Source organism: Janthinobacterium sp. GW822-FHT07A03 (assembly GCF_058798815.1).
Window position 1 is genome coordinate 21220 of record NZ_JBXAKW010000010.1, and the last position, 22415, is coordinate 43634.

At 64.5% G+C, this 22415-nt stretch carries 22 protein-coding genes; 9 read left to right on the forward strand and 13 right to left on the reverse strand.

Annotated elements, in window-relative coordinates; all coding sequences use genetic code 11:
* Nucleotides 1-59: 59 nt before the first annotated feature.
* Both AC1RJW_RS24925 and AC1RJW_RS24930 read left to right on the forward strand, forming a co-directional pair.
* Nucleotides 60-524 (forward strand): carboxypeptidase regulatory-like domain-containing protein, encoded by a 465-nt coding sequence (locus tag AC1RJW_RS24925; RefSeq protein WP_493047324.1) that lies wholly within the window; start codon nucleotides 60-62, stop codon nucleotides 522-524.
* Nucleotides 524-853 carry a hypothetical protein gene (locus tag AC1RJW_RS24930; protein WP_493047325.1) on the forward strand — a complete coding sequence of 110 codons (330 nt, stop codon included), beginning with the start codon at nucleotides 524-526 and terminating at the stop codon, nucleotides 851-853. The genes AC1RJW_RS24925 and AC1RJW_RS24930 overlap by 1 nt, the downstream gene beginning before the upstream one ends.
* Here AC1RJW_RS24930 and AC1RJW_RS24935 read toward each other — a convergent pair.
* From AC1RJW_RS24935 to gatC, 6 genes are all read right to left on the reverse strand, one after another.
* Complete coding sequence (locus tag AC1RJW_RS24935; RefSeq protein ID WP_493047326.1) at nucleotides 846-1883, reverse strand: oxidoreductase; 1038 nt, start codon at nucleotides 1881-1883, stop codon at nucleotides 846-848. The two genes, AC1RJW_RS24930 and AC1RJW_RS24935, sit on opposite strands and share 8 nt — an antisense overlap.
* Before the next feature lie 99 nt (nucleotides 1884-1982).
* The gene (locus AC1RJW_RS24940) at nucleotides 1983-3230 is read right to left on the reverse strand and encodes a TonB family protein (protein WP_493047327.1); all 1248 of its coding nucleotides are present in this window, start codon (nucleotides 3228-3230) and stop codon (nucleotides 1983-1985) included.
* The gene (locus tag AC1RJW_RS24945; RefSeq protein WP_493047328.1) at nucleotides 3227-3610 is read right to left on the reverse strand and encodes a BlaI/MecI/CopY family transcriptional regulator; all 384 of its coding nucleotides are present in this window, start codon (nucleotides 3608-3610) and stop codon (nucleotides 3227-3229) included. Before AC1RJW_RS24945 ends, AC1RJW_RS24940 begins: the two co-directional genes overlap by 4 nt.
* Nucleotides 3611-3801: 191 nt before the next feature.
* Nucleotides 3802-5277, reverse strand: a complete 1476-nt coding sequence (gene gatB / locus AC1RJW_RS24950) for an Asp-tRNA(Asn)/Glu-tRNA(Gln) amidotransferase subunit GatB (protein ID WP_493047496.1) — start codon at nucleotides 5275-5277, stop codon at nucleotides 3802-3804.
* Nucleotides 5278-5315: 38 nt separating this feature from the next.
* Nucleotides 5316-6800, reverse strand: coding sequence for an Asp-tRNA(Asn)/Glu-tRNA(Gln) amidotransferase subunit GatA (gene gatA / locus AC1RJW_RS24955; RefSeq protein WP_493047329.1), 1485 nt, complete (start codon nucleotides 6798-6800; stop codon nucleotides 5316-5318).
* A 53-nt stretch (nucleotides 6801-6853) separates the two neighbouring features.
* Nucleotides 6854-7156, reverse strand: coding sequence for an Asp-tRNA(Asn)/Glu-tRNA(Gln) amidotransferase subunit GatC (gatC, locus tag AC1RJW_RS24960; RefSeq protein ID WP_070222787.1), 303 nt, complete (start codon nucleotides 7154-7156; stop codon nucleotides 6854-6856).
* A 351-nt stretch (nucleotides 7157-7507) separates the two neighbouring features.
* Here gatC and AC1RJW_RS24965 point away from each other — a divergent pair, with 351 nt between their 5' ends.
* The 6 genes from AC1RJW_RS24965 to AC1RJW_RS24990 all read left to right on the forward strand — a co-directional run bounded on the left by AC1RJW_RS24965 (nucleotide 7508) and on the right by AC1RJW_RS24990 (nucleotide 14365).
* Nucleotides 7508-8551: a rod shape-determining protein gene (locus AC1RJW_RS24965; RefSeq protein ID WP_010393186.1), complete on the forward strand. Its 1044-nt coding sequence runs from the start codon at nucleotides 7508-7510 to the stop codon at nucleotides 8549-8551.
* A gap of 108 nt (nucleotides 8552-8659) precedes the next feature.
* On the forward strand, nucleotides 8660-9706 hold the full coding sequence (mreC, locus tag AC1RJW_RS24970) for a rod shape-determining protein MreC (protein WP_493047330.1): 1047 nt from the start codon (nucleotides 8660-8662) through the stop codon (nucleotides 9704-9706).
* Nucleotides 9703-10215, forward strand: coding sequence for a rod shape-determining protein MreD (gene mreD / locus AC1RJW_RS24975; RefSeq protein ID WP_035824494.1), 513 nt, complete (start codon nucleotides 9703-9705; stop codon nucleotides 10213-10215). The genes mreC and mreD overlap by 4 nt, the downstream gene beginning before the upstream one ends.
* Nucleotides 10216-10227: 12 nt before the next feature.
* Complete coding sequence (gene mrdA / locus AC1RJW_RS24980) at nucleotides 10228-12198, forward strand: penicillin-binding protein 2 (protein ID WP_493047331.1); 1971 nt, start codon at nucleotides 10228-10230, stop codon at nucleotides 12196-12198.
* Between the two features lie 8 nt (nucleotides 12199-12206).
* Complete coding sequence (gene rodA, locus AC1RJW_RS24985) at nucleotides 12207-13322, forward strand: rod shape-determining protein RodA (protein WP_230541617.1); 1116 nt, start codon at nucleotides 12207-12209, stop codon at nucleotides 13320-13322.
* Nucleotides 13322-14365, forward strand: coding sequence for a septal ring lytic transglycosylase RlpA family protein (locus tag AC1RJW_RS24990; RefSeq protein WP_493047332.1), 1044 nt, complete (start codon nucleotides 13322-13324; stop codon nucleotides 14363-14365). Before rodA ends, AC1RJW_RS24990 begins: the two co-directional genes overlap by 1 nt.
* Here AC1RJW_RS24990 and AC1RJW_RS24995 read toward each other — a convergent pair whose 3' ends face one another.
* The 7 genes from AC1RJW_RS24995 to argS are packed head-to-tail and all read right to left on the reverse strand — an operon-like array spanning nucleotide 14366 to nucleotide 20546.
* Nucleotides 14366-15064, reverse strand: a complete 699-nt coding sequence (locus tag AC1RJW_RS24995; RefSeq protein ID WP_493047333.1) for an SPOR domain-containing protein — start codon at nucleotides 15062-15064, stop codon at nucleotides 14366-14368.
* A complete protein-coding gene (locus AC1RJW_RS25000; protein WP_493047334.1) occupies nucleotides 15058-15816 on the reverse strand; it encodes a type III pantothenate kinase in 759 nt (252 codons plus the stop codon). The genes AC1RJW_RS24995 and AC1RJW_RS25000 overlap by 7 nt, the downstream gene beginning before the upstream one ends.
* 4 nt (nucleotides 15817-15820) lie before the next feature.
* Complete coding sequence (locus AC1RJW_RS25005; protein WP_493047335.1) at nucleotides 15821-16615, reverse strand: biotin--[acetyl-CoA-carboxylase] ligase; 795 nt, start codon at nucleotides 16613-16615, stop codon at nucleotides 15821-15823.
* Nucleotides 16616-16625: 10 nt separating this feature from the next.
* A complete protein-coding gene (locus tag AC1RJW_RS25010) occupies nucleotides 16626-17387 on the reverse strand; it encodes an SDR family oxidoreductase (protein ID WP_493047336.1) in 762 nt (253 codons plus the stop codon).
* A gap of 37 nt (nucleotides 17388-17424) precedes the next feature.
* Nucleotides 17425-18096, reverse strand: a complete 672-nt coding sequence (locus tag AC1RJW_RS25015) for a thiol:disulfide interchange protein DsbA/DsbL (protein WP_230506386.1) — start codon at nucleotides 18094-18096, stop codon at nucleotides 17425-17427.
* A 9-nt stretch (nucleotides 18097-18105) separates the two neighbouring features.
* Entirely contained in the window at nucleotides 18106-18816 is a 711-nt protein-coding gene (locus AC1RJW_RS25020; protein ID WP_493047337.1) for an SPOR domain-containing protein, read from the reverse strand.
* 20 nt (nucleotides 18817-18836) lie between these two features.
* On the reverse strand, nucleotides 18837-20546 hold the full coding sequence (argS, locus tag AC1RJW_RS25025) for an arginine--tRNA ligase (RefSeq protein WP_493047338.1): 1710 nt from the start codon (nucleotides 20544-20546) through the stop codon (nucleotides 18837-18839).
* Between the two features lie 376 nt (nucleotides 20547-20922).
* Between argS and rsmB the strand changes: the two genes are divergently transcribed.
* The gene (rsmB, locus tag AC1RJW_RS25030; RefSeq protein ID WP_493047339.1) at nucleotides 20923-22344 is read left to right on the forward strand and encodes a 16S rRNA (cytosine(967)-C(5))-methyltransferase RsmB; all 1422 of its coding nucleotides are present in this window, start codon (nucleotides 20923-20925) and stop codon (nucleotides 22342-22344) included.
* Nucleotides 22345-22415 lie beyond the last annotated feature (71 nt).

Here is a 22415-nt window from a genome sequence, read left to right on the forward strand (position 1 = left end):
TCTAAGACTGGCCTAAGCTGCGCTTCCTATCTTGATTCAACCGACATGAGGAGAGTGAGATGGCATTAAACAGACGCGGTACCCTGGGCCTGGCGGCGGCGATGCTGGCCGCCGGGCTGTTGCTGGGAAGTGCGGCGCAGGCGCAAACCGACGGCGCACTGCCGCCCGTGCAGAAGAACGGGGCGGTGGAGTACCTGAGCGGCGGCATCGGCCTCGATGAGTCGACGGCCATCAAGAGCGCCAGCCGGCATTGGCCTTTGAGCCTGGTGTTTTCCGTGCAGGCAGCGGGCAAGGCGGAATTTGCCTCCGACGTGAAGCTGGAAATACGCGATGCCAAGGGTAATCCGGTGCTGGACACGACGGCCAGCGGACCGTTCCTGCTGGCGAAACTGGCGCCGGGCAGCTACAGCCTGCGCGCCACCCTGGCCGGCAAGTCGCTGGAGCGCAAGGTGCAGATCAAGGCAGGCAGTTCCGCGCGCGTGGAGCTGGTCTGGCCAGCGGGAACGAACCAGGGCCGGCCCTGATGCCTGGCGACGGCAAGGCGCCCGACCGGGACTTGTCGGCGCGGGGCTTGTCGGCGCATATCCTGCCGACGTCGGCGACGATGGTCGGCGTGTGCATGACGGTGCTGTCGATCGGGCATCTGGCGCCGCGCGGCGAGGTGCGCGTGGCCATCGACAAGCTGCTCGCCGTCGATGCCATCGTCTTTCTCGTCAGCGCCGTGCTCTCGTTCATGTCGCTGCGCCCCGGCCAGTCGCGCTTGCGCTACGAATCGTGGGGCGAGCTGTTGTTCATCTGCGGCCTGGCCTTGCTGGCGCTGGGCGCCGTGGTGCTGGCCTTCGTCATCAACTGACCGCGAGCACGCGCCCTTCGGCGGCGCTTTGCAGCGCCAGTTCGATCAGGCGTATCGTCGCGGCCCCATCCTCGGCCGCCACGGGCGCCGGTGCGCCGTGGCGGATGGCGTCGGCCATGCCCTGGTAAAAATCCTGGTAGCGGCCCGCCTGCATTTCGAGGTGTTCGCAATGGCCGTCCGGCTGCGTGCCCAGGTGCAGCGCGCCGCGCACGGGATCGACGCCCCAGCCGGACTGGCCCGGCCTGCCGCCCGCCTTCAGGGCGTCTTCCTGCGGGTCGAGGCCGAATTTCACGAAACTGCCCTTGTCGCCATGCACGGCGAAGCGCGCCGTCGGCGCCTTCACCAGACAACCCGCTTGCAGCACCACGCGCAGGCGGTCGTAGTACAAAACGATGTGCATGTAGTCGACGGCTTGCGCGCCATCGCGCTGCAGGACGATATCGGCATACAGTTTTTCCGGCTTGCCGAACAGCTGCATGGCCTGGTCCAGCATGTGCGGGCCCAGGTCGTACAGCAAGCCGCCGCCCGGTGCGCCGGATTCGCGCCAGCGCTGGCGGATCTCGGGGCGGAAACGGTCGAAATGCGATTCGACGCTGGCGATGCGTCCCAAGGTGCCCTGCGCCAGCAGCGCCTTGATGGTGAGGAAGTCGCCATCCCAGCGCCGGTTGTGATACACGCTGAGCACCAGCTGGCGCTCTTTCGCCAGTGCGATCAGGCTCTGCGCCTCGGTGCTGGAAATGGTGAAGGGCTTGTCGACCACGACGTGCTTGCCCGCTTGCAGGGCCGCCTGCGCCAGGCTGAAATGCGCCTCGTTGGGCGCGGCGATGACGACCAGCTCGATGGACGGATCGGCAAACAGTTGCGCGGGCTCCGCATACACGGTCGCGTGCGGCCAATCCTTGTGCACGAGCTCGGGCTTGCTGGAGGCGACGGCCGTCAATTCCAGGGCATCGATGGTGGACAGGACGGGAGCGTGGAAGGTGGAGCCGGCAAAGCCGTAGCCGACCAGGCCGGTTTTGATCTTGTTCATGGCAGATTCACAGGTGCGTGGAAGAATCCATGATCATACCCGCAAGCGGGCGGCGGCACCGCTGCAGCAATGCTGCCACGATGTGCCGCCGCAAATGCCTTAGTGCAGGCTCCAGACGTATTGCACCTTGACGCTGGCGCCGACCGGCTTGCCGCCGGCGAGGGCCGGCTTGAACGTGCATTTGGCAATGCCGCTGCGCGCCGCCTCGTCGAGGGCCGGATGGCCGCTGCTCTTGACCACGCTCGAGTCCAATACCTTGCCAGTGGCATTCACGTCGAAGGACATGGTGACCGTACCCTCTTCCTTCGCCTGCAGCGAGGCGGCCGGATAGACCGGTTTGCCGCAGACGCCAAAGTCGATGACGGGGCGGCGCTCCAGCACGGGTGCGCTGTCGGCGGCGACGGCCTGGCCGTAGATGCCGAGGCAGGCACCGGCCAATGCCAGCAGCGGCACGGCTGCCTTCCAGTTCAGGGTTTGCGGTGCGGGGCGCAGCAATCGTTTGATACGTGACATAAGATCTCCTCCGTTGGCCGCCTGGGCCAGGTGGTGGGTTGAGAACTGGAGACGTTCCAGTTCCGAGAGTGCAAGAGCCAGACGCCGCGGTTCGCCCAGTTGTCTTGCTGCGAAATCATCTGCAATGTGTTCGCGTTCGAGGCGCACGCCGCGTGAAATCCACCAGACGGCAGGGTGGAAGAACAGCAGCGCCTCGATGGCGTTTTGCAGCAGGTTGATCAGATAATCGTGGCGCCGGATGTGCGCCAGTTCATGCGCCAGCAGCGCATCGAGCAGGTGCGGCGGCATGCCGGTGAGCAGCGCCGCGGGCACCAGCACCATGGGTCGCCAGATGCCGGCCGTGAGCGGACTGGCGATGTTGTCGAGCACGCGCAGCCGCACGGGCCGCGCCACGCCGGCATCGTGCGCCATGCGCGACAGCCTTGTCTGCAGTTGTCCATGCGCGGCGCCCGTGTTCCTGGCGCTGCGCTCTATCCACAGCATGCCCAGCGCCATGCGCACGGCCAGCACGGCGGCACACAGGGCCCACACGCCGACGACGGCGCGCAGCAGCAGGTCCAGGTCGGGCAGGCTGTCGGGCGCCAGCAGGGCGGCCGGCAGCAAGGCGCCGGAGTACTGGGCGCCCGTGGCGTCGCCGCCGGCCAGGCGCAGATACAAGCCCGCCGCAGGCCATGCCAGGCAGGCTAGCAGGGCGCCGCAACCGACGGCATAGCGCGCCTCGGGACGCGCATTGCGCAGGGCGGCCCGCGCCAGCGCCGTGGCGCAGCCGATCAGGATGCCCTGCCACAGGAAGTGCAGCAGGGTCCAGCCCAGCGCCGGCACGAAGCCGCTCATGACTGATCGTCCTTGAGCATTTTTTCGATTTCCTCGCGTTCGGCGCGCGACACGCCCGTGCGCAGCGCCGCCAGCACCAGCGCCTTGGCCGAGCCGGCAAAGGCTTTCTGCATCAATTCCTTGAGCAGGTTCGTCTGCAGGCTGTCCTGGGCCTGGGCCGGCGCATACACGTGCGAACGCTGGCTTTCGTCGCGGATTAGCAAGCCCTTGCCGTGCATGATCTGCATCAGGCGCAGCACGGTGCCGTAGGTGATGGCCGGCTTGGCCAGCGCCATCGCCTCGTGCACCTGCTTGGCCGTGGCGGCGCCCAGCGGCCACAGTGCCTGCAGCAGATCGAGTTCGGCTGCCGTCGGTTTCGGGGTGTCGGGCGTCTTGGCCATGCGGTTTTCCTCTTGCCTGAAATTCAATAGGGCTAGATTAAACCTTGTAGACAAAAATGTATACTTTAATTTTCAGTGGCGTATAAACGCCTGTCAGGCGTGCCATAAAAAGTAGACAAGCTTGTTTATGAGGAGATCTGACAGGCGGAAAAAAAGACGCCGCAGCGTCTTTTTTGGGGGGAAGAGGAGAGTCAGCCCGCCAGCTTAGCCTTCAGCAATTCCGTCAGCTGGGCCGGGTTGGCCTTGCCCTTGGAGGCCTTCATGGCCTGGCCGATCAGCGCATTGATGGCCGCTTCCTTGCCGGCGCGGTACTGCTCCACCGATTTGGCGTTGGCCGCCAGCACTTCATCGACGATGGCTTCCAGTGCGCCCGAATCCGAGATCTGCTTCAGGCCCTTGGCGTCGATGATGGCGTCAACCAGGTGCTCGTCGTTCGATTTCGCTTCCCACATGCCGGCGAAGACTTCCTTTGCCGCCTTGTTCGAGATCGTGCCGTCGGCGATGCGCTTGAGCATGGCGGCCAGCTGCGCGGCGGAGACGGGGGCGTCGTCCAGGTCCACGCCTTCGCGGTTCAGGGTCGACGATACGTCGCCCATCAGCCAATTGGCGGCGGCCTTGGCGTTTTCCTTGCCGGCCTTCTCGACCACGGCGACGAAGTAGATCGCCATGGCTTTCGATTGCGTCAGCACCAGCGCATCGTAGTCCGGCAGAGCGTATTCGCTGATGAAGCGGGCACGCATGGCAGCCGGCAGTTCCGGCATCGAGGCCTTGACGGTGTCGATCCACGCTTGCGAGATGACCAGCGGCGGCAGGTCCGGGTCCGGGAAATAGCGGTAATCCTGGGCGTCTTCCTTGCTGCGCATTTCGCGCGTTTCCTTGCGGTCCGGATCGTACAGGCGCGTCGCTTGCACGACCTTGCCGCCGTCTTCGATCAGTTCGATCTGGCGGCGCACTTCGACGTGCACGGCTTCCTCGATGAAGCGGAAGGAGTTCAGGTTCTTGATCTCGCAGCGCGTGCCGAATTCCTTCTGGCCGACGGGGCGCACGGAGACGTTGACGTCGCAGCGGAATGAGCCTTCCTGCATGTTGCCGTCGCAAACGCCCAGCCACATGACCAGCGAGTGCAGGGCCTTGGCGTAGGCCACGGCTTCGGCGGCGCTGCGGATTTCCGGCTCCGAGACGATTTCCAGCAGCGGCGTGCCGGCGCGGTTCAAGTCGATGCCGCTCATGCCCGCGTAGTCTTCATGCAGGGATTTGCCCGCGTCTTCTTCCAGGTGGGCGCGCGTCAGGTTCACCGTCTTGGTGACGAATTCGCCGTCCTTTTCGTAGCCGAAGGTCAAGGCGCCGCCGATGACGACGGGGTCTTCGAACTGGCTGATCTGGTAGCCCTTGGGCGAATCGGGATAAAAATAGTTTTTACGGGCGAAGACCGAGTGCGGCGCGACGGTGGCGCCCACGGCCAGGCCGAAGCGGATCGCGCGGTCGACGGCTTGCTTGTTCATCACCGGCAGCACGCCCGGCAGCGCCAGGTCGACGGGGCTCGCCTGCGTGTTGGCTTCGGCGCCGTACTTGATCGGCGAACCGCTGAAAATTTTGGATTCGGTCGTGAGCTGCACGTGGTTCTCAAGACCGATGACGATTTCCCATTGCATAGTGTTCTCGCTTATTTTTTGGTGGCGCCGCCTGGGCGGCGCGAATTTTTTTCTTAAATGCCGGCAGGGCTGCGCGTATGCCAGTCCGTCACTTGCTGGAACTGGTGGGCCACGTTCAGCAGCTTCGCTTCGCCGAAATAATTGCCGATGATTTGCAGGCCGACGGGGCGCTTGCCATTCTTGTCTCCTGCGCCGAAACCGCAGGGAATCGACATGCCGGGCAGGCCGGCCAGGCTGGTCGACAGGGTGTAGATGTCGGCCAGGTAATTTGCCACCGGGTCGTCCGTCTTGTCGCCCAGGTCCCAGGCGACGGTCGGCGCGACCGGTCCCATGATGACGTCGCAGACGGCGTTCGGGCCATTCAGCACGGCGTCGAAGTCCTGCGCGATCAGGCGGCGGATCTTTTGCGCCTTCAGGTAGTAGGCGTCGTAGTAGCCGTGGCACAGCACATAGGTGCCGACCATGATGCGGCGCTGCACTTCCGGGCCGAAGCCCTGGGCGCGCGACTTCTTGTACATGTCCTGCAAGTCCTTGTACTCGGCGGCGCGGTGGCCGTAGCGCACGCCGTCGTAGCGCGACAGGTTCGACGACGCTTCTGCCGGGGCGATCATGTAATAGGCGGGAATCGACAGGGCCGTGTTCGGCAGCGAGATGTCGACCAGGGTGGCGCCCAGCTTTTCATACTGCGCCAGCGCGCCGCGCACGGCCGCTTCCACGTCCTTGGCCAGGCCCTCGCCGAAGTACTCGCGCGGCACGCCGATGCGCAAGCCCGTGAGGGGGGCATCGAGACTGCGCGAAAAATCTTCGGCCACGCCGCCCTGTTCAGGGGACAAGCTGGTCGAGTCGCGTTCGTCGAAGCCGGCCATGGCGGTGAGCAGCAGGGCGCAGTCTTCGGCCGAGCGGGCCATCGGGCCGCCCTGGTCCAGCGACGAGGCAAAGGCGATCATGCCGAAGCGCGAGACGCGGCCATACGTCGGCTTGATGCCGGTGATGCCGCAAAAAGCGGCTGGCTGGCGGATCGAGCCGCCCGTATCGGTGCCGGTGGCCGCTGGCGCCAGGCCGGCCGCGACGGCGGCGGCCGAGCCGCCCGAGGAGCCGCCCGGCACGGCCGTCTTGTCCCACGGGTTCTGCACGGCGCCGAAGGACGAGTTCTCATTGCCGGAACCCATGGCGAATTCATCGCAATTGACCTTGCCCAGGGTGACCATGCCGGCCGCCTGGAATTTTTCCACCACGGTGGCGTCAAACGGGCTGGCGTAGTTGGCCAGCATTTTCGAGCCGGCCGTCGTGCGCCAGCCTTTCGTGACGAACAGGTCCTTGTGGGCGATCGGCACACCCGTCAATGGCGTGGCCGTGCCAGCGGCAATGCGGGCATCCGCTTCGGCAGCTTGCGCCAGGGTCAGGGCACGGTCGACGTGCAGGAAGGCGTTCGAGTTGTCCGCTTCGATGCGGTCGAGGAAATGCGTCGCCAGTGCAACGGCGGAAATTTCCTTGTTCTGCAAAAGCGTGGACAGCTGTTTGATGGATTTTGTATGCATGGCGTTTCTATTGTGATATTCGGCAAGAAGGCGGGAGCGGCGCAACGGCGTGTTTATTCGATAACCTTGGGAACGAGATAGAGTCCATCCTGTACCTTCGGTGCCACGGCCTGGTAGGCGTCGCGGCGATTCTGTTCCGTGGCGACGTCTTCGCGCAGGCGCAGGGCGATATTGTCCATGTGGGCGGCCAGCGGGTGGCTCAGGGGCGCCACGCCATCGGTATTGACGGCTTGCATTTGTTCCGCCAGTGCGAAAATCTTGTTCAATTGGGCCAAAGACGTGACGGCCTGGTCGTCGGCCATTTCAAGTTGGGCCAGGTGGGCGATGCGTTTTACGTCGGAGAGTGTCAGGGACATGGCGAATGGCGCGGAGTGCCGCGCATTAGTATTAAGTTGGCGTTTTGATAAAACGCGGGTATTTACTGCTATTTTGCTCACAAAAATCGAGGAATGCCGCGTAACTCGCGGCTGCAAGAGTCGCACTTTTCCATGGTTTTTGAGCAAATCGCATTCAAATTATAAGGTAGAATGGCGGGTTAATGCGTTGCCGGCGCTGATGGACCGCTGCCGCAGCATAGAAAAGATTGCGCAAGCGCCAAGCGAAACCCGGAAAAATCGCCTTCATGGATTTTCAGGGTGCCTGAAAGCGCCCGCTTTGAAACTCCCCATAAACAGCTTTTGCGCAGCTCGATGCGCTACAGGACACTCATGTTTGGTTTTTTACGCAGGTATATCTCCACCGATCTGGCCATTGACTTGGGCACGGCCAACACCCTTATTTATGTACGCGGCCTCGGTATCGTCCTGGACGAGCCATCCGTCGTCGCCATCCGCCAGGAAGGCGGTCCGAATGGCAAGAAGACCATTCAGGCAGTCGGCAAGGAAGCCAAGCAGATGCTGGGCAAGGTGCCGGGCAATATCGAAGCGATTCGTCCGATGAAAGATGGCGTGATCGCCGACTTCACCGTGACCGAGCAGATGCTCAAGCAATTCATCCGCATGGTGCACGACTCGAAATTCTTCCGTCCATCGCCGCGCATCATCATTTGCGTGCCGTGCGGTTCGACCCAGGTCGAACGCCGCGCGATCCGCGAATCGGCCCTGGGCGCCGGCGCCTCGCAGGTGTACCTGATCGAAGAACCGATGGCAGCGGCCATCGGCGCGGGCTTGCCCGTGTCGGAAGCAACGGGCTCGATGGTGGTCGACATCGGCGGCGGCACGACGGAAGTGGGCATCATCTCGCTGGGCGGCATGGTCTACAAGGGTTCCGTGCGCGTGGGCGGCGACAAGTTCGATGAAGCCATCGTCAACTACATCCGCCGCAACTACGGCATGCTGATCGGCGAACAGACGGCCGAAGCCATCAAGAAGGCCATCGGTTCGGCTTTCCCGGGCTCGGAAGTGAAGGAAATGGAAGTCAAGGGCCGCAACCTGTCCGAAGGCATCCCCCGTTCGTTCACCATTTCCAGCAACGAGATCCTCGAAGCGCTGACCGACCCGCTGAACAACATCGTCTCGGCCGTGAAGAACGCGCTGGAACAGACGCCGCCGGAACTGGGCGCCGACATCGCTGAAAAAGGCATGATGCTGACGGGCGGCGGCGCGCTGCTGCGCGACCTGGACCGCCTGCTGATGGAGGAAACCGGCCTGCCGGTGCTGGTGGCCGAGGACCCGCTCACCTGCGTGGTGCGCGGTTCCGGGATGGCACTGGAACGTATGGACAAGCTCGGCTCGATCTTCTCCTACGAATAATCTGACAGAAGGGCCGGAAACCACTCCGGCCTTTTTTTGGTTTTGGCGCCGGCGTCTGACCGGGGCCTGCACGTTGGCGCACTGCGCCTGGCCTGATTATTGGAAGTCATGGAATACAGTCCTCCGCCACTTTTCAAACAAGGCGCCTCCGCCCGCGTCAAGATGATGGTGTTCGCCGGCATTTCTATCGCCCTGCTGCTGGTCGATTCGCGCATGCACGCGCTGACGGCCGTACGTCAGGCCGTCGGCACCGTGCTGTATCCGGTGCAAATGGCGGCCTTGGTGCCGCGCGACGTGGCGCTGGGCGTCGGTAATTACTTTTCTTCGCTGTCCGTCTTGGAAAAACAGGTGCGCGACCTGAAGCACGAACAGATCGCCTCGGCGCAGATCATGCAGCAGGCACAGCTCAATATCGTTGAAAACAACCACTTGCGCAAATTGATGGAGGCGCGCGAGCGCGTGCCCGTCAAGACCATGATGGCCGAGGTGCTGTATGACACGCGCGATTCGGCCACGCGCAAGATCGTGCTGGACCGGGGCATCCAGAATGGCGTGGAACTGGGCCGCCCCGTGATCGACAACCTCGGCGTGGTGGGGCAGGTCACGCGCGTGTTCCCGTTCACCTCCGAAGTAACCCTCTTGACCGATGAAGAGCAGGCCATTCCCGTGCAGCTGCTGCGCAATGGCGTGCGCAGCGTGGCCATCGGGCGCGGCAAGTCCGGCACCATGGAACTGCGCTTCACGGCCCCCAGCGCCGACATCCAGATCGGCGACATCGTCATTACCTCGGGCCTCGACGGCCTCTACCCGGCCGGCCTGGCCGTGGCGCGCGTGACCCTGGTCGAGCGCAATGCGCATGGCCCGTTCGGCCGCGTCGTGTGCCAGCCGCTGGCTGGCATCGAACGCAACACCCAGCTGCTCATCCTGATGACGTCGCCCGATATCCCGCCGCGCCCGCCGGCCGAAGATGTCAAGACGGGCCGCAAGATCGCCGGCAAGATGGCGCCGATCAAGGATCCGGCCAAGGAGCCTGCGGCTGCCGCCGCGACCGCGCCGGCCGCGAAACCGCCCGCAAGCCCCGCGCCGAAACCGGCCGCGCCGGCAGTACCTGTACCAACACCTGCCGCCGTGCCACCGAAGGAAGCGACACGATGAACCGCCCGCATTACATCCTGCTGCCGGTCAGCCCCCTGTTCATCGGTTTTTCCCTGCTCTGCGCTTTTCTGCTGAACCTGCTGCCATGGGGGCAGTTCGTCGGCGTGCCCGATTTCGTCGCCCTGGTGCTGGTCTTCTGGGGCATCCACCAGCCGCGCAAGGTCGGCATCGGCGTGGCGTTCTTCATGGGCCTGATGATGGACGTGCACGATTCGACCCTGCTGGGCGAGAATGCGCTGGCCTACACCTTGTTGTCGTATTTCGCCATCATGATGCACCGCCGCGTGCTGTGGTTCCCCATCCTGACGCAGGCGCTGCACGTGCTGCCGCTGCTGCTGCTGACGCAGGCGTTGCAATTGCTGACGCGGCTGATCGTCTCGGGCCGTTTCCCCGGCTGGCTCAACTTCATCGAGAGCTTCGTCGCCGTCGCCCTGTGGCCTTTCGTGACGTGGATCCTGCTGGCGCCGCAGCGCCGCGCCGTGGACCGCGACCATAACCGGCCGATCTGACGGGCGCCTGCCATGACCGAACTGAAAAATACCGAGCGCGAACTGCATTTTTTCCGCATGCGCCTGACCATCCTGGGCGCGCTCGTCTTCGTCTGCTTTTCGCTGCTGCTGGCGCGCTTCATCTGGCTGCAGGTGATCAAGCACGAGGACTACGCGACCAAGGCCGAAGACAACCGCATCGCCGTGGTGCCCATCGTGCCCACGCGCGGCCTGATCCTCGACCGCAACGGCGTGGTCCTGGCGCGCAATTACTCGGCCTACACGCTGGAAATCACGCCATCGAAATTGAGCGCCAGCCTCGATTCGGTGATCGATGAGCTGTCGACCCTGGTGCAGATCGACATCAAGGACCGCCGCCGCTTCAAGAAGCTGCTGGAAGAATCGAAGAACTTCGTCAGCGTGCCGCTGCGCACGCGCCTGACGGACGAGGAAGTGGCGCGCTTCACGGCGCAGCGTTTCCGCTTCCCCGGCGTGGAAGTGCAGGCGCGCCTGTTCCGCCAGTATCCGATGGGCGAAGTCGCCTCGCACGTGGTGGGCTTCATCGGCCGCATCAACCGCAATGAGGCCAAGGCGCTGGAAGAGGGCGAGGACGCTGCCAACTACAACGGCACCGACCATATCGGCAAGGAAGGCCTGGAAAAGAGCTACGAAAAGCAGCTGCATGGCACCACCGGCTACGAAGAAGTGGAAGTCTCGGCCGGCGGGCGCGCCATGCGGACCCTGTCGCGCACGGCGGCCACTCCGGGCAACAACCTGATCCTGTCGATCGACATCGAACTGCAGAAGGTGGTCGAGGAAGCGTTCGGCGAATGGCGCGGCGCGGCCGTGGCGATCGATCCGGCCACGGGCGACATCCTCGCCTACGTCTCCAAGCCAGGCTACGACCCGAACCTGTTCGTTGACGGCATCGACCAGCAAAGCTGGAACGAACTCAATACCTCGCTGGACCGGCCGATGGTCAACCGTCCCCTGTCCGGCACCTACGCGCCCGGCTCGACCTTCAAGCCCTTCATGGCGCTGGCCGCACTGGAACTGGGCAAGCGCACGCCGAGCCAGTCGATTTCCGATCCCGGCTTCTTTATCCTCGGTGGCCATACCTTCCGCGACGACAAGGTGGGCGGCCATGGCACGGTGGACATGCACAAGTCCATCGTCGTCTCGTGCAACACCTATTACTACCAGCTGGGCCGCGACATGGGCATCGACGCCATCCACGACTTCATGAAGCCGTTCGGTTTCGGCCAGCTGACGGGCATCGACCTGAATAATGAAAAGACGGGCGTGCTGCCATCGACGGAATGGAAGCGCAACCGCTTCAAGACGCCGCAGCAGAAAAAATGGGTGGGCGGCGACACGATTTCGGTGAGTAACGGCTCCGGCTACAATTCCTATACGCCGCTGCAGATCGCCCACGCGACGGCCAACCTGGCCAATAACGGCGTGGTGATGAAGCCGCATCTGGTGAAGATCATCGAAGACGCGGCCACGCGCGCGCGCACCCTGACGGTACCGAAGGAAAGCTACCGCATCGCGCTCAAGCAGGAAAACATCGACATCATCAAGCGCGCCATGGTGGGCGTGACCAGCGAGCAGGGCGGCACGGCCGCGCGCATCTTCACCGGCGTGCAGTACACGGTGGGCGGCAAGACGGGTACGGCGCAGGTGGTGGGCATCAAGAAAAACGAGAAGTACAATGCCAAGCTGCTGGCCGAACGCCTGCGCGACAACGCCCTGTTTACGGCCTTCGCGCCGGCCGACAAGCCGCGCATCGCGATCGCCATCGTGGTGGAAAACGCGGGCTTCGGCGCCGGCGTGGCCGCGCCGATCGCGCGCAAGGCGCTCGACTACTACCTGCTGGGCAAGCGCCCGAGCGACAAGGAAAAGGACACCACCAAGGTGCCCAAGGAAGATGTCGACGAAGTGCGCACCCTGGAAGAAATCACCGACGAGCAGGCCGCCCCGGCGCCGCCTGCCAGGCAATAAGGAAGCACATGCCCATTAACGAGAGGCGCTCGCTGTGGCGGCGCGCCAAACCCTATCTGGCGGTGTTCGATCCGCCGCTGATGATCATCATCCTGATGCTGCTGTGCACCAGCCTGCTGACCCTGTATTCGGCCAGCATCGGCATCCCCGGCAAGATCGAGGACCACTTGCGCAACATCCTGCTGTGCTTTTTCGTCATGTGGGTGGCGGCCAACGTGACGCCGCAGATGATGATGCGCATCGCCGTGCCCGCGTATACGGTGTCGGTGATCTTGCTGGTGGCCGTGGCGCTGTTCGGCACCATCAAGCTCGGTGCGCGGCGCTGGCTGCATATCGGCGTGATCGACATCCAGCCTTCCGAATTCCTGAAGATCGCCACGCCGCTGATGCTGGCCTGGTTCTTTCAGCACAATGCGGGCGCCCTGCGCTGGAAATCGTTCCTGATGGCGGCCGTGCTGCTGCTGGTGCCGGTCTACCTGATCGCGCGCCAGCCCGACCTGGGCACGGCGCTGCTGGTGGTGGCGGCCGGCTTTACCGTCATCTTCTTGGCCGGCCTGTCGTGGAAGGTGCTCGCCGGCTTGCTGATCACCTTTGTTTCCTGCCTGCCGATCGCCTGGTCGCACCTGCATGATTACCAGCGCGACCGCGTGATGATGCTGATCGACCCGACCAAGGACCCGCTGGGCAAGGGCTTCCATATCATCCAGTCCATCATCGCCATCGGGTCCGGCGGCATGACGGGCAAGGGCTGGACGCACGGCACGCAGGCCCACCTGGAATTCGTTCCGGAGCGAACCACCGATTTCATCTTCGCCGTGTACTCGGAGGAGTTCGGCCTGGTGGGTAATCTGATTCTGATGCTGATGTATTTACTGCTGGTGGGACGGGGGATGATGATCGCCGCCAACGCCCCCAGTTTTTTCACTCGCCTGCTGGCAGGAGCGATAACTATGATTTTCTTTACGTATGCGTTTGTCAACATGGGCATGGTCAGCGGCATCGTGCCGGTGGTCGGCGTCCCCCTGCCATTCCTCAGCTATGGCGGCACCGCGCTGCTGACCCTGGGCGTGGCCACCGGCATCCTGATGAGCATTCAGCGCCACCGCAAGCTGGTGCAGACCTGATGCGGGCGCCTATCGATACCTTCGCCATGCGCGGGCTGAGCCTTGCGGCCTTGCTGACCTTGGCCGCCTGCGGCACCGCGCCGCACAAGCCTGCATCGAACAATGTGCCGCTGCCGTCGGGCGGCAAGGTCAAGGTGCCCGTGCGCCAGGACCCTACCTTGCCGGCATTGCCGGCGGCCGGCTCCGGGCGCGGCGGCTATTACAAGGACGACGGCCCGGGCGATAATCCGCCGGCCAATCTGCGCGACGTGCCCGACGCGGAAGTGCGCAACGAGCCGTATTCGACGCGCTCGAACCGTCCGTATGTCGTCTTCGGCAAGACGTATACGCCGATCACGGACAACGAGCCATTCAAGCAGACGGGCACGGGCACCTGGTATGGCAAGAAATTCCATGGCCAGCGCACCTCGTCGGGCGAAATCTACGATATGTACAAGATGACGGCGGCCCATCCGACCTTGCCGATTCCATCGTATGCGCGCGTGACGAGCATCGACAGCGGCGAGCAGGTGATCGTGCGCATCAACGACCGCGGCCCGTTCCACGCCACGCGCGTGATCGACGTGTCCTACACGGCGGCGCTGAAACTGGGCTTCCTCGGCAAGGGCAGCCACCAGGTGGTCGTCGAGCGCTTGCTGCCGGCCGATATCGACGCCATCCTGGCGGCCCGCGCGGCGCCCAAGCCGGTGCCGTCGGTCGTGGCCATCTCCATCGACACGCCTGTGGAAACGGGCGCCGTGGTGCAGCCGGAAGTGTCGTCGCAGATGCTGCCCGTCGATGCGACGGTGGCGATGCCTGCTCCGGCGGCGCTGGCCAGCGGCTTCTATCTGCAGCTGGGCGCCTATACGCGCGCCGACAATGCGGAATCGGGCCGTTCGCGCCTGGAGCCGTACGCGGCAGCGCTCGGTACTTTGGGCGTGGTGCAGGCCGGTAACCTGTTCCGCCTGTACGGCGGACCGTTCGCCAGCCGCGCCGAAGCGGCACGGGCGGCGGCGAATTTGCCGGAATCGACGGGCATCAAGCCCATCGTCATCCAAAGGTAGTTATTTGCAATTGCGCAGTTCCTGTTCCGGGAACTGCGTTTTGATCTTCTCCAGCCGAGCGCGCGTGGCGGCGTCGAGGTCGCGGAACTGGTAGGCGAATTGCTTGCTGGCGCTGTAGCGCGGCGCGACGCGGGCGCTGTGCACGCCCTGCTTGTTGAGCGATGTCAGCTGGCTTTGCGCGCTCGTTTCCGACTTGAATACGCCCAGTGAAATGCCCCAGCGTAGCGGGCTGCTTTCGTTCATGATGAAGTAATTCGTCACGCCCAGCTGCTTCAATTCGCCGGCCTTGCGGTCGGCGCCTTCCTTGCTGCCTTGCGGCGGGATGTACACCATGTAGCTGGAAATGTCCTGGCCGGCCACGTTGCGGCGCGACTGGCGGTCGCCCAGGTCCAGCGCGGCCACTTGCGCCTCGAAACGGCGCCCGTCAGCCAGCAGGAAATTGCCCACTTCCGTGCAGGCATACGATGGCGGCGGCGCTGGCGCGACCGCCGCCGGCTTCTCAGCTTCTTCGGCGGCCGGCGGCGCGGCGGGCGCCGTGGCCTGCTCCTGCGTCAGCAAGGTGAGCTTGCCCGCCTGCAGCTGGTTTTTCAGGCGTGCCGGTTCGCGCGTCTCGCTGCGAAAACTGCCCAGATAACCCTGGCCGATGGCCAGCACCAGCAGGTTGACGCCGGCCAGCAGCCAGAAGACGAATTTCAGCATACGTGGTTTCCTTGTGTTCCTGCCGCCCCGGCGCGCGCGGCCGTCTGCAGGCCGATCATGACGATATTATCGACCAGATGCAGCGGCACCGCCAGCGCCAGGGCCGGTGCGATGCGCGCTGCGGCGCCGCCCGACAGCAGGCAGGCGCTGGCGCCGTGCATGCGCACGGCCCGTTCGATGGCGCCCGCCTGCGCCGCCAGGCAGCCGGAGAGGATGGCGTCGTCCGTATTGTCGGCAAAGCCGGCCGGCAGCGCGGCGTCGCTGGCGATGTGCGGCAGCTGCGCCGTGTTGCGCGCCAGCGAACTGGCCATCAATCCCAGTCCCGGCAAGATCATCCCGCCGAGGAAAACGCCATCTGCCGTGATGGCGTCAATGGTGGTGGCGGTGCCGCAATTGGCGACGATGACGGCCTGGCCAGGCGCCAGTGCGTGCGCGCCGATGGCGGCGGCAAAGCGGTCGCAGCCCAGCTGCGACGGCGCGCGGTAGCCGTTCGTCAGTCCCGCCAGTTGCGGCAGCGAGGCAAAATCGCTGGGGGCTACCGGCAGCATGGCGCGCAGGCGCGTGCCGATGACGGCGCCGGCCACGTTCGACAGCAGCGCCTCATTGATGGCGAGTGGCGCCCACTGCGCGGCCAGGGTGTCGATCTGCGCATGCGCGACGGCGCCGCTGGCCAGCCAGCCGCCGGCGGCACTGTCGGCAGCGACGAGCGCCCATTTGATGCGCGTATTGCCGGCGTCGATCAGCAGCAGCATGCGTTTACTCCCCGGCCAGGCGCAAGGACACGTCGCCGGACATGACTTCCTGCAGGCCGCCGTCGGTGCGCAGCAGCAGGCGGCCCAGTTGATCCACGCCGGCCGCCACGCCTTGCTGCAGCAGCTGGCCGTTGTCAAGGATTTTCACGTGCTGGCCCTGCCACGCGTGCAGCAGGTTCCAGCGTTCCGCAAACGGCGCGAAGCCCGTGTCGTCGAATTCGGCCAGCACGCCTGCCAGGCGGCTCAATAGGGCCGCCACCAGGGTATTGCGCTCCATCTGCGCCAGCCAGGGCACGGCCGAGACGCTGCGGCCGATCTGCCGCTCCAGCGCATCGGGCATCAAGAGATTGATGCCGCAGCCGATGACGGCCCACACGCCCCCGTCCTGCGCCTGCTGCGTCTCGACGAGGATGCCGGCCAGCTTGTGGCCATCCTTGAGCAGGTCGTTCGGCCATTTCAGTTGCACCGGCACGCCCAGCGCCGTCATGCTTTCGGCCAGTGCCACGCCGACGGCCAGCGGCAGGCCGACCAGTTGGTGCAGCGGACCCTTGAAGCGCCAGGCCAGCGAGAACATCAGGCTGGCGTCCGCCTGCGACACCCACGGCCGTCCGGCGCGCCCCCGTCCAGCCGTTTGCTGGCCGGCGATGCGCAGGGTCGGGCCGGCCAGGCTGGCGCAGCGCGCCAGCAGGTCGGCGTTGGTCGATCCCGTTTCGTCAACCACTTCGATGGCCACGTGGGAGGCGCCCGTGGCGCAATGGGCGGCGATGGCCGCGCTGTTCAAGTCTGCGTGCTTCGTCATGTTGGTCGATTCAGTTGCGCGCCTTGTGCGGCGCGTTGGCGAAGGCCCGGTCGTAGACGGCATTGGGCAGCGCGCGCAGCAGCTTGGCGACGACGCCCATCTGCCACGGGATCACGCGGTAGCTGTCGCCGTCGGCGATGGCGCGCGCGGCGCGCACGGCGAATTTTTCGGCCGGCATCAGGAAGGGCATGCGGTAGGCGTTATGGCGCGTCATCGGCGTGTCGATGTAGCCGGGCGTAATGGTGACGACCTTGATGCCCGCCGGTTTCAATTCCAGGCGCAGCGATTCGCAGTAGCTGATGACGGCCGCCTTCGAGGCGCTGTAGGCTTCGGCACCGGGCAGGCCGCGGATGCCGGCCACGCTGCCGATGCCCACCAGGCGTCCGCTGCCCTGGCTTTTCATGGCGGCGATGAAGGGAGCGAAAGTGGCGACGGTGGCCGTGACGTTGATGGCGATGAGGCGCGCGAAGGCGTCGAGGTCTTCCGCGTGTTCGCTCAGGGTGCCGTAGGACACGCCGGCGCTGGCGATGACGACGTCGATGCGGCCGGCATGGGCGATGAAGTCCTGTGCTGCGCCTTTCAGGGCCGCGTGGTCGCACACGTCGACGGCGTAGGCACGGTGGCGTTCAGGGTGGGGCAGGGAAGCGATCAGGTGCTGCAGCGCGTCGCCGCGGCGGGCCAGCAAGCCCAGTTGGGCGCCCTGGCGCGCGTACTGCAGCGCCAGGGCGGCACCCAGTCCGCTCGACGCGCCCGTGATGAAAACGCTGTGCATCAGGCGATGCCCGGGCGCGCCAGGAAAGTGGCCATGCTTATTTCTTTTCCGCTTTGGCTTTCGCGACCAGCACGTCCATCACGGTGAGCGCCTGGGCGTTCAGCTGCTCTTCGTTCTTGGCCGACTTGCTGCCCTGGTCGGCTTGCGAAGGCGAGGTGATGTAGCGGCCATCGATGGCGATCATGGGCCAGAACGTCACGTTATAGCCCTGCATCATGGCGTCCGCACGGCGCACGCGGGCCGAAACGCCCATCGAACGGTAGGTGTCGATGAATTTCTGGCGGTCCACTCCCTGCTTGGCGACGAAGTCGAAGACGGCATCGTCGGTGTTCAGGCGGTTGCGCTCCACGTGCATGGCGTGGAAGACGCCGGTATGCAGCTTGTCGACCAGGCCCATGGCTTGCAGGGTGAAGAACAGCCGCTGCTGCGGCGCCACGCTCTCGTCGCGCGACACGTGCACGCGCTTGAAGACGATGTTGTCGCCCTGTTTCTTGACCCAGGCCGCCAGCTGCGGTTCGAGCACGTTGCAGTGCGGGCAGTAATAGGCGAAGAATTCCGTCACTTCGATTTTCTTGCCCGATTCCGTCGCCTGCGGCGCGGGCAGGGTTTCGTATTCGACGCCGTTCTTCGGCTCGGCAGGCGAGGCAGACGCGCCCAGGGCGATGCTGCACAGGGCGGCGGCGAACAGGATTTTCTTCAGAAAACGCATGCTGGTTCCTTATTTTTGGTTGCGGACGACGGCGACATCGATGCCGTTTTCAGACAGTTTGGTACGCGCGCGGTTCATCGCTTCGAGCTGGTTGAACGGCCCGATGCGCACGCGGTGCAGCACGCCGGCATCGGTGCTGCGGTCGCTGATGGCGGCTTCGAAGCCGAGCAGCGCCAGTTTGCCGCGCGTGCTTTCGGCGTCCGACATGTCATGGAAGGCGCCGGCCTGCAGATAATAAATCCATTTGTCGCTGGCTGCATCGGCCTTGGCTTCGGCTTTCACGTCGGCCTTGGCTTGCGGCGCGGGTGCCGCCGCCGGCGTTTTCGGCGCCGGCTTGTCCTTCAAGGTACCGATCAATTCCTGCAGCGCGTCCGGCGGCGGCGCCTTCGGCTGCTGCGCGGGTGCTGGCGCCGGCGCCGGTGCGGCTGGCTGCGTCGGCGTGACGATCTCGCGCGGCTCCTTGGAGAAGTCGCGCGCCGCTTCCTTGGCCGCTTCCTTGTTGCCGTACATCGGCTTGTTCGGGTCGGCGATCTGGCCGGCCGTCGGTTCGGCCGATTTGCCGGCCTTGCCCGACTTGTCGGTGAAGGGCGAGGCGCCCTTGGTGATCACCAGGGCGACCACCACGGCGATGCCCAGGCCGATGACCAGGCCGATGATGATGCCGACCAGGGTATTGCCCTGCTGGCGCCGGGTCGAAGAGAAGCGGGAAGCATGATTCATTGACGATTAGACCTTCGCGATTACATTTTGTTTGGCGCGGACACGCCGATCAGTGCCAGGCCGTTGCGCAATACCTGGCGCGCGGCGATGACGAGGGCCAGGCGGGCCATCTTGACGGCTTCGTCCTCGACCAGCACTTTTTCGGCGAAGTAGAAGCTGTGCAGGTTGGCGGCCAGGTCGCGCAGATAGAAGGCGACCTGATGCGGTCCCAGTTCCGCTTGCGCGCGCGCCAGCATTTCCGGGTAGGCGGCCAGGGTCGCCAGCAGGGTCGCTTCCGTCGGCGCCGTCAGCGGGGACAAGTCCACTCCGGCGACCATGCTTTCATCGCCGCCCCAGTTTTCCAGGATGCGGCAGATGCGCGCATGCGCGTACTGCACGTAATAGACCGGGTTTTCATCGGTGGTTTTCAGCGCCACGTCGACGTCGAAGACGAATTCCGTGTCGGCCTTGCGCGAGATCAGGAAGAAGCGCACGGCGTCGCGGCCCTTGGCGATGTCGCCTCCGCCCGACCATTCGATCAGGTCGCGCACGGTCACGTAGGAGCCGGCGCGCTTGGAAATTTTGACCTCTTCGCCGTCCTTCATGACGGTAACCATCTTGTGCAGCACGTAGTCGGGGTAGCCTTGCGGGATGCCCATGTCGACCGCCTGCAGGCCGGCGCGCACGCGCGCGATGGTGCCGTGGTGGTCACTGCCCTGGATATTGATGGCCTGCACGAAGCCGCGCTGCCATTTCACCAGGTGATACGCCACGTCCGGCACGAAATACGTGTAGGTGCCGTCCGTCTTGCGCATGACGCGGTCCTTGTCGTCGCCGAAATCGGTGGTGCGCAGCCACAGCGCGCCATCTTGCTCGTAGGTGTGGCCCGCCTTGATCAGGGTTTCCACGGCGCTGTTGACCTTGCCGTCCGCGTACAGCGACGATTCGAGGTAGTAATTGTCGAACTTCACGCCGAAGGCCTGCAAGTCGATGTCCTGCTCGTTGCGCAGGTAGGTGACGGCGAACGGGCGGATCGAATCGATGTCTTCCACGTTGCCATTGGCCGTCGCTGGCAAGCCGTCGCTGGCCGATACCGTCTTGCCGGCCTTGAAATCGCTGGCGATGTCGGCGATGTAGTCGCCGTTGTAGGCGGACTCGGGCCATTCGGCGTCGCCCGGCTTGAAGCCGCGCGCGCGCGCCTGCACGGAATTGGCCAGGGTCTGGATCTGCACGCCCGCGTCGTTGTAGTAGAACTCGCGCGTCACTTGGTAGCCTTGCGCGTCGAACAGCGAGGACAGGGCGTCGCCCAGGGCCGCCTGGCGGCCGTGGCCCACGTGCAGGGGACCGGTCGGGTTGGCGGAGACGAATTCCAGGATGACTTGCTTGCCGGCGCCTGCCGTGCTGCGGCCATAGCTGTCGGCCTCGCTCAAGATGGTTTTCACCACGGCCTGCTTGGCGGCGGCGGAGACGCGCACGTTGATGAAGCCGGGGCCGGCGATTTCCACTGCCTCGATCAGGCCCTTGCCGGCCGGGTTGGCCAGCACGGCCGTCACGATGGTTTGCGCCAGTTCGCGCGGGTTCTGTTTCAGCTGCTTGGCCAGTTGCATGGCGATATTGCAGGCGACGTCGCCATGCGATGCATCGCGTGGTCGCTCGAGCACCACGGATGGCGTCAGCGAAGTGCCGGCCAGGACGGGAGCGAGGGCGGCCTGGAACAGGGCGATGATTTCTTGTTTCTGTTGGGCGAGCATGAGCAGGATGGCGGTGGAACCGCGTTAAGAATGAATAGAATGAATCAAAAAGCAAAACGGACGGCAAGTACCCAAGCCGCCCAGACTGCGTTAATTATACTGGTTTGCCGCCGGGAACAATACGCTTGCCGGCAAGCTTCCCGTGCCGGCGCATTTCACGATATTATCAGGACAGCATGCTCATGTTGGTGCGCGAAAACATCAGCGTGGTGCATTCTGCTTGTATATATGCAGTTTTTTGCCGCAATTTACATGTATCGCTGCAATCGCTTGGGCCAGAGGGCGCCACAAACGCTACAATCGACCCTTTATTGATGACGCGCGGCCGCGACTTTGCCACCATGCAGCCCGCCGCGCGCAGCCACACCGGATAACTATGAACAAGCGCCCCACGCTGAAATTGAAAACCAAGCCGGCGCCAGGCCAGGCTCCTGCCGCACCGAAATTGCGTCCCAGCTACCATCCCGACCTGAAACCGGTCTTGCAGCCAGGCTTCCAACCCGATTTGCGCACCGACTCGCTGGCGTTTTGCCTGCTGGGCGCTGCCAATGCCGTGGCGCAAGTGCGCACGGGCACGGCGCTGCCGCAGGCGCTGGCCAAGGTGTTTGCGCAATCGAACGCCAGCCCGCAGGCGCGCGGCGCCATCCAGGATATTTCCTACCGCACCATGCGCCAGCTGGGCCGCAGCGAAACCCTGGTCGGCCTGATGACGTCGAAGGCGCCCGAGCCGCCGATGCTGGCCGCGCTGCTGTGCTGTGCGCTGTCGCTGATCTCAAACGAGCCGGGCGAGCAGCCCTACGAAGAATTCACCGTTGTCGACCAGGCTGTCACAGTGGCCACCTCGCATCCTGACCTGGCGCATGCCAAGGGCATGGTCAACGCCGTTTTGCGTCGTTTCTTGCGCGAACGCAAGTCCTTGCTGGAAGCGGCCCTGCAGCAACCTTTGGCGCAATGGAATTATCCGCAGTGGTGGATCGACTCGCTGCGCCTGGCCTATCCGCGCGACTGGCAAGCCATTCTGACGGCCGGCAATGCCGTGCCGCCATTGACCTTGCGCGTGAATCGCCGCAAGAGCACGGTCGAAGCGTATCTGGCCGTGCTGGCTGATGCGGGCATTGCCGCGCGCCAGGTGGGTCCGTTCGCCGTGCGCCTGGACAAGCCGATCGGCGTGGCGCTGATCCCCGGCTTCGAGCAGGGCGTCGTCTCCGTGCAGGATGCTGGCGCGCAATTGGCCGCGCCGCTGCTGGACTTGCAGGACGGCATGCGCGTGCTGGACGCCTGCGCGGCACCGGGCGGCAAGACGTGCCACATCCTCGAGCTGGCCGACGTGCAGGTGACGGCCATCGATGCGGACGCCAAGCGCCTGCCGCGCATCGCGGAAAACCTCGAGCGCCTGGGCCTGGACGCCACGCTGAAGGCGCAGGACGCGCAATCGAGCGCCTGGTGGGACGGCCAGCAGTACGACCGCATCCTGGCCGACGTGCCGTGCACGGCCTCGGGCATCGTGCGCCGCCATCCCGACATCCGCTGGTTGCGCCGCAAGGGTGACGCGTTCCAACTTGCAACACTTTCATCCAAAATTCTGGACAACCTGTGGCAGATGCTGCGCCCCGATGGTAAATTGCTGTTCGTGACTTGTTCATTGTGGCCGCAAGAGTCCGAGGCACAGGCGGCGGCATTTGCGGTGCGCAATAATGCGACCCGATTGACAGCGCCTGGCCAGCTGTTGCCGACTGGCAGCGCGGAGCAGGACCACGACGGTTTGTTCTATGCGCTATTCCAAAAAAATGCGGCTTGAGCGATTCGTCGAGCCTTATCTTACGGACACTACCGGCACACTTGTGACAACACGACTCTTCCGACTCCTGG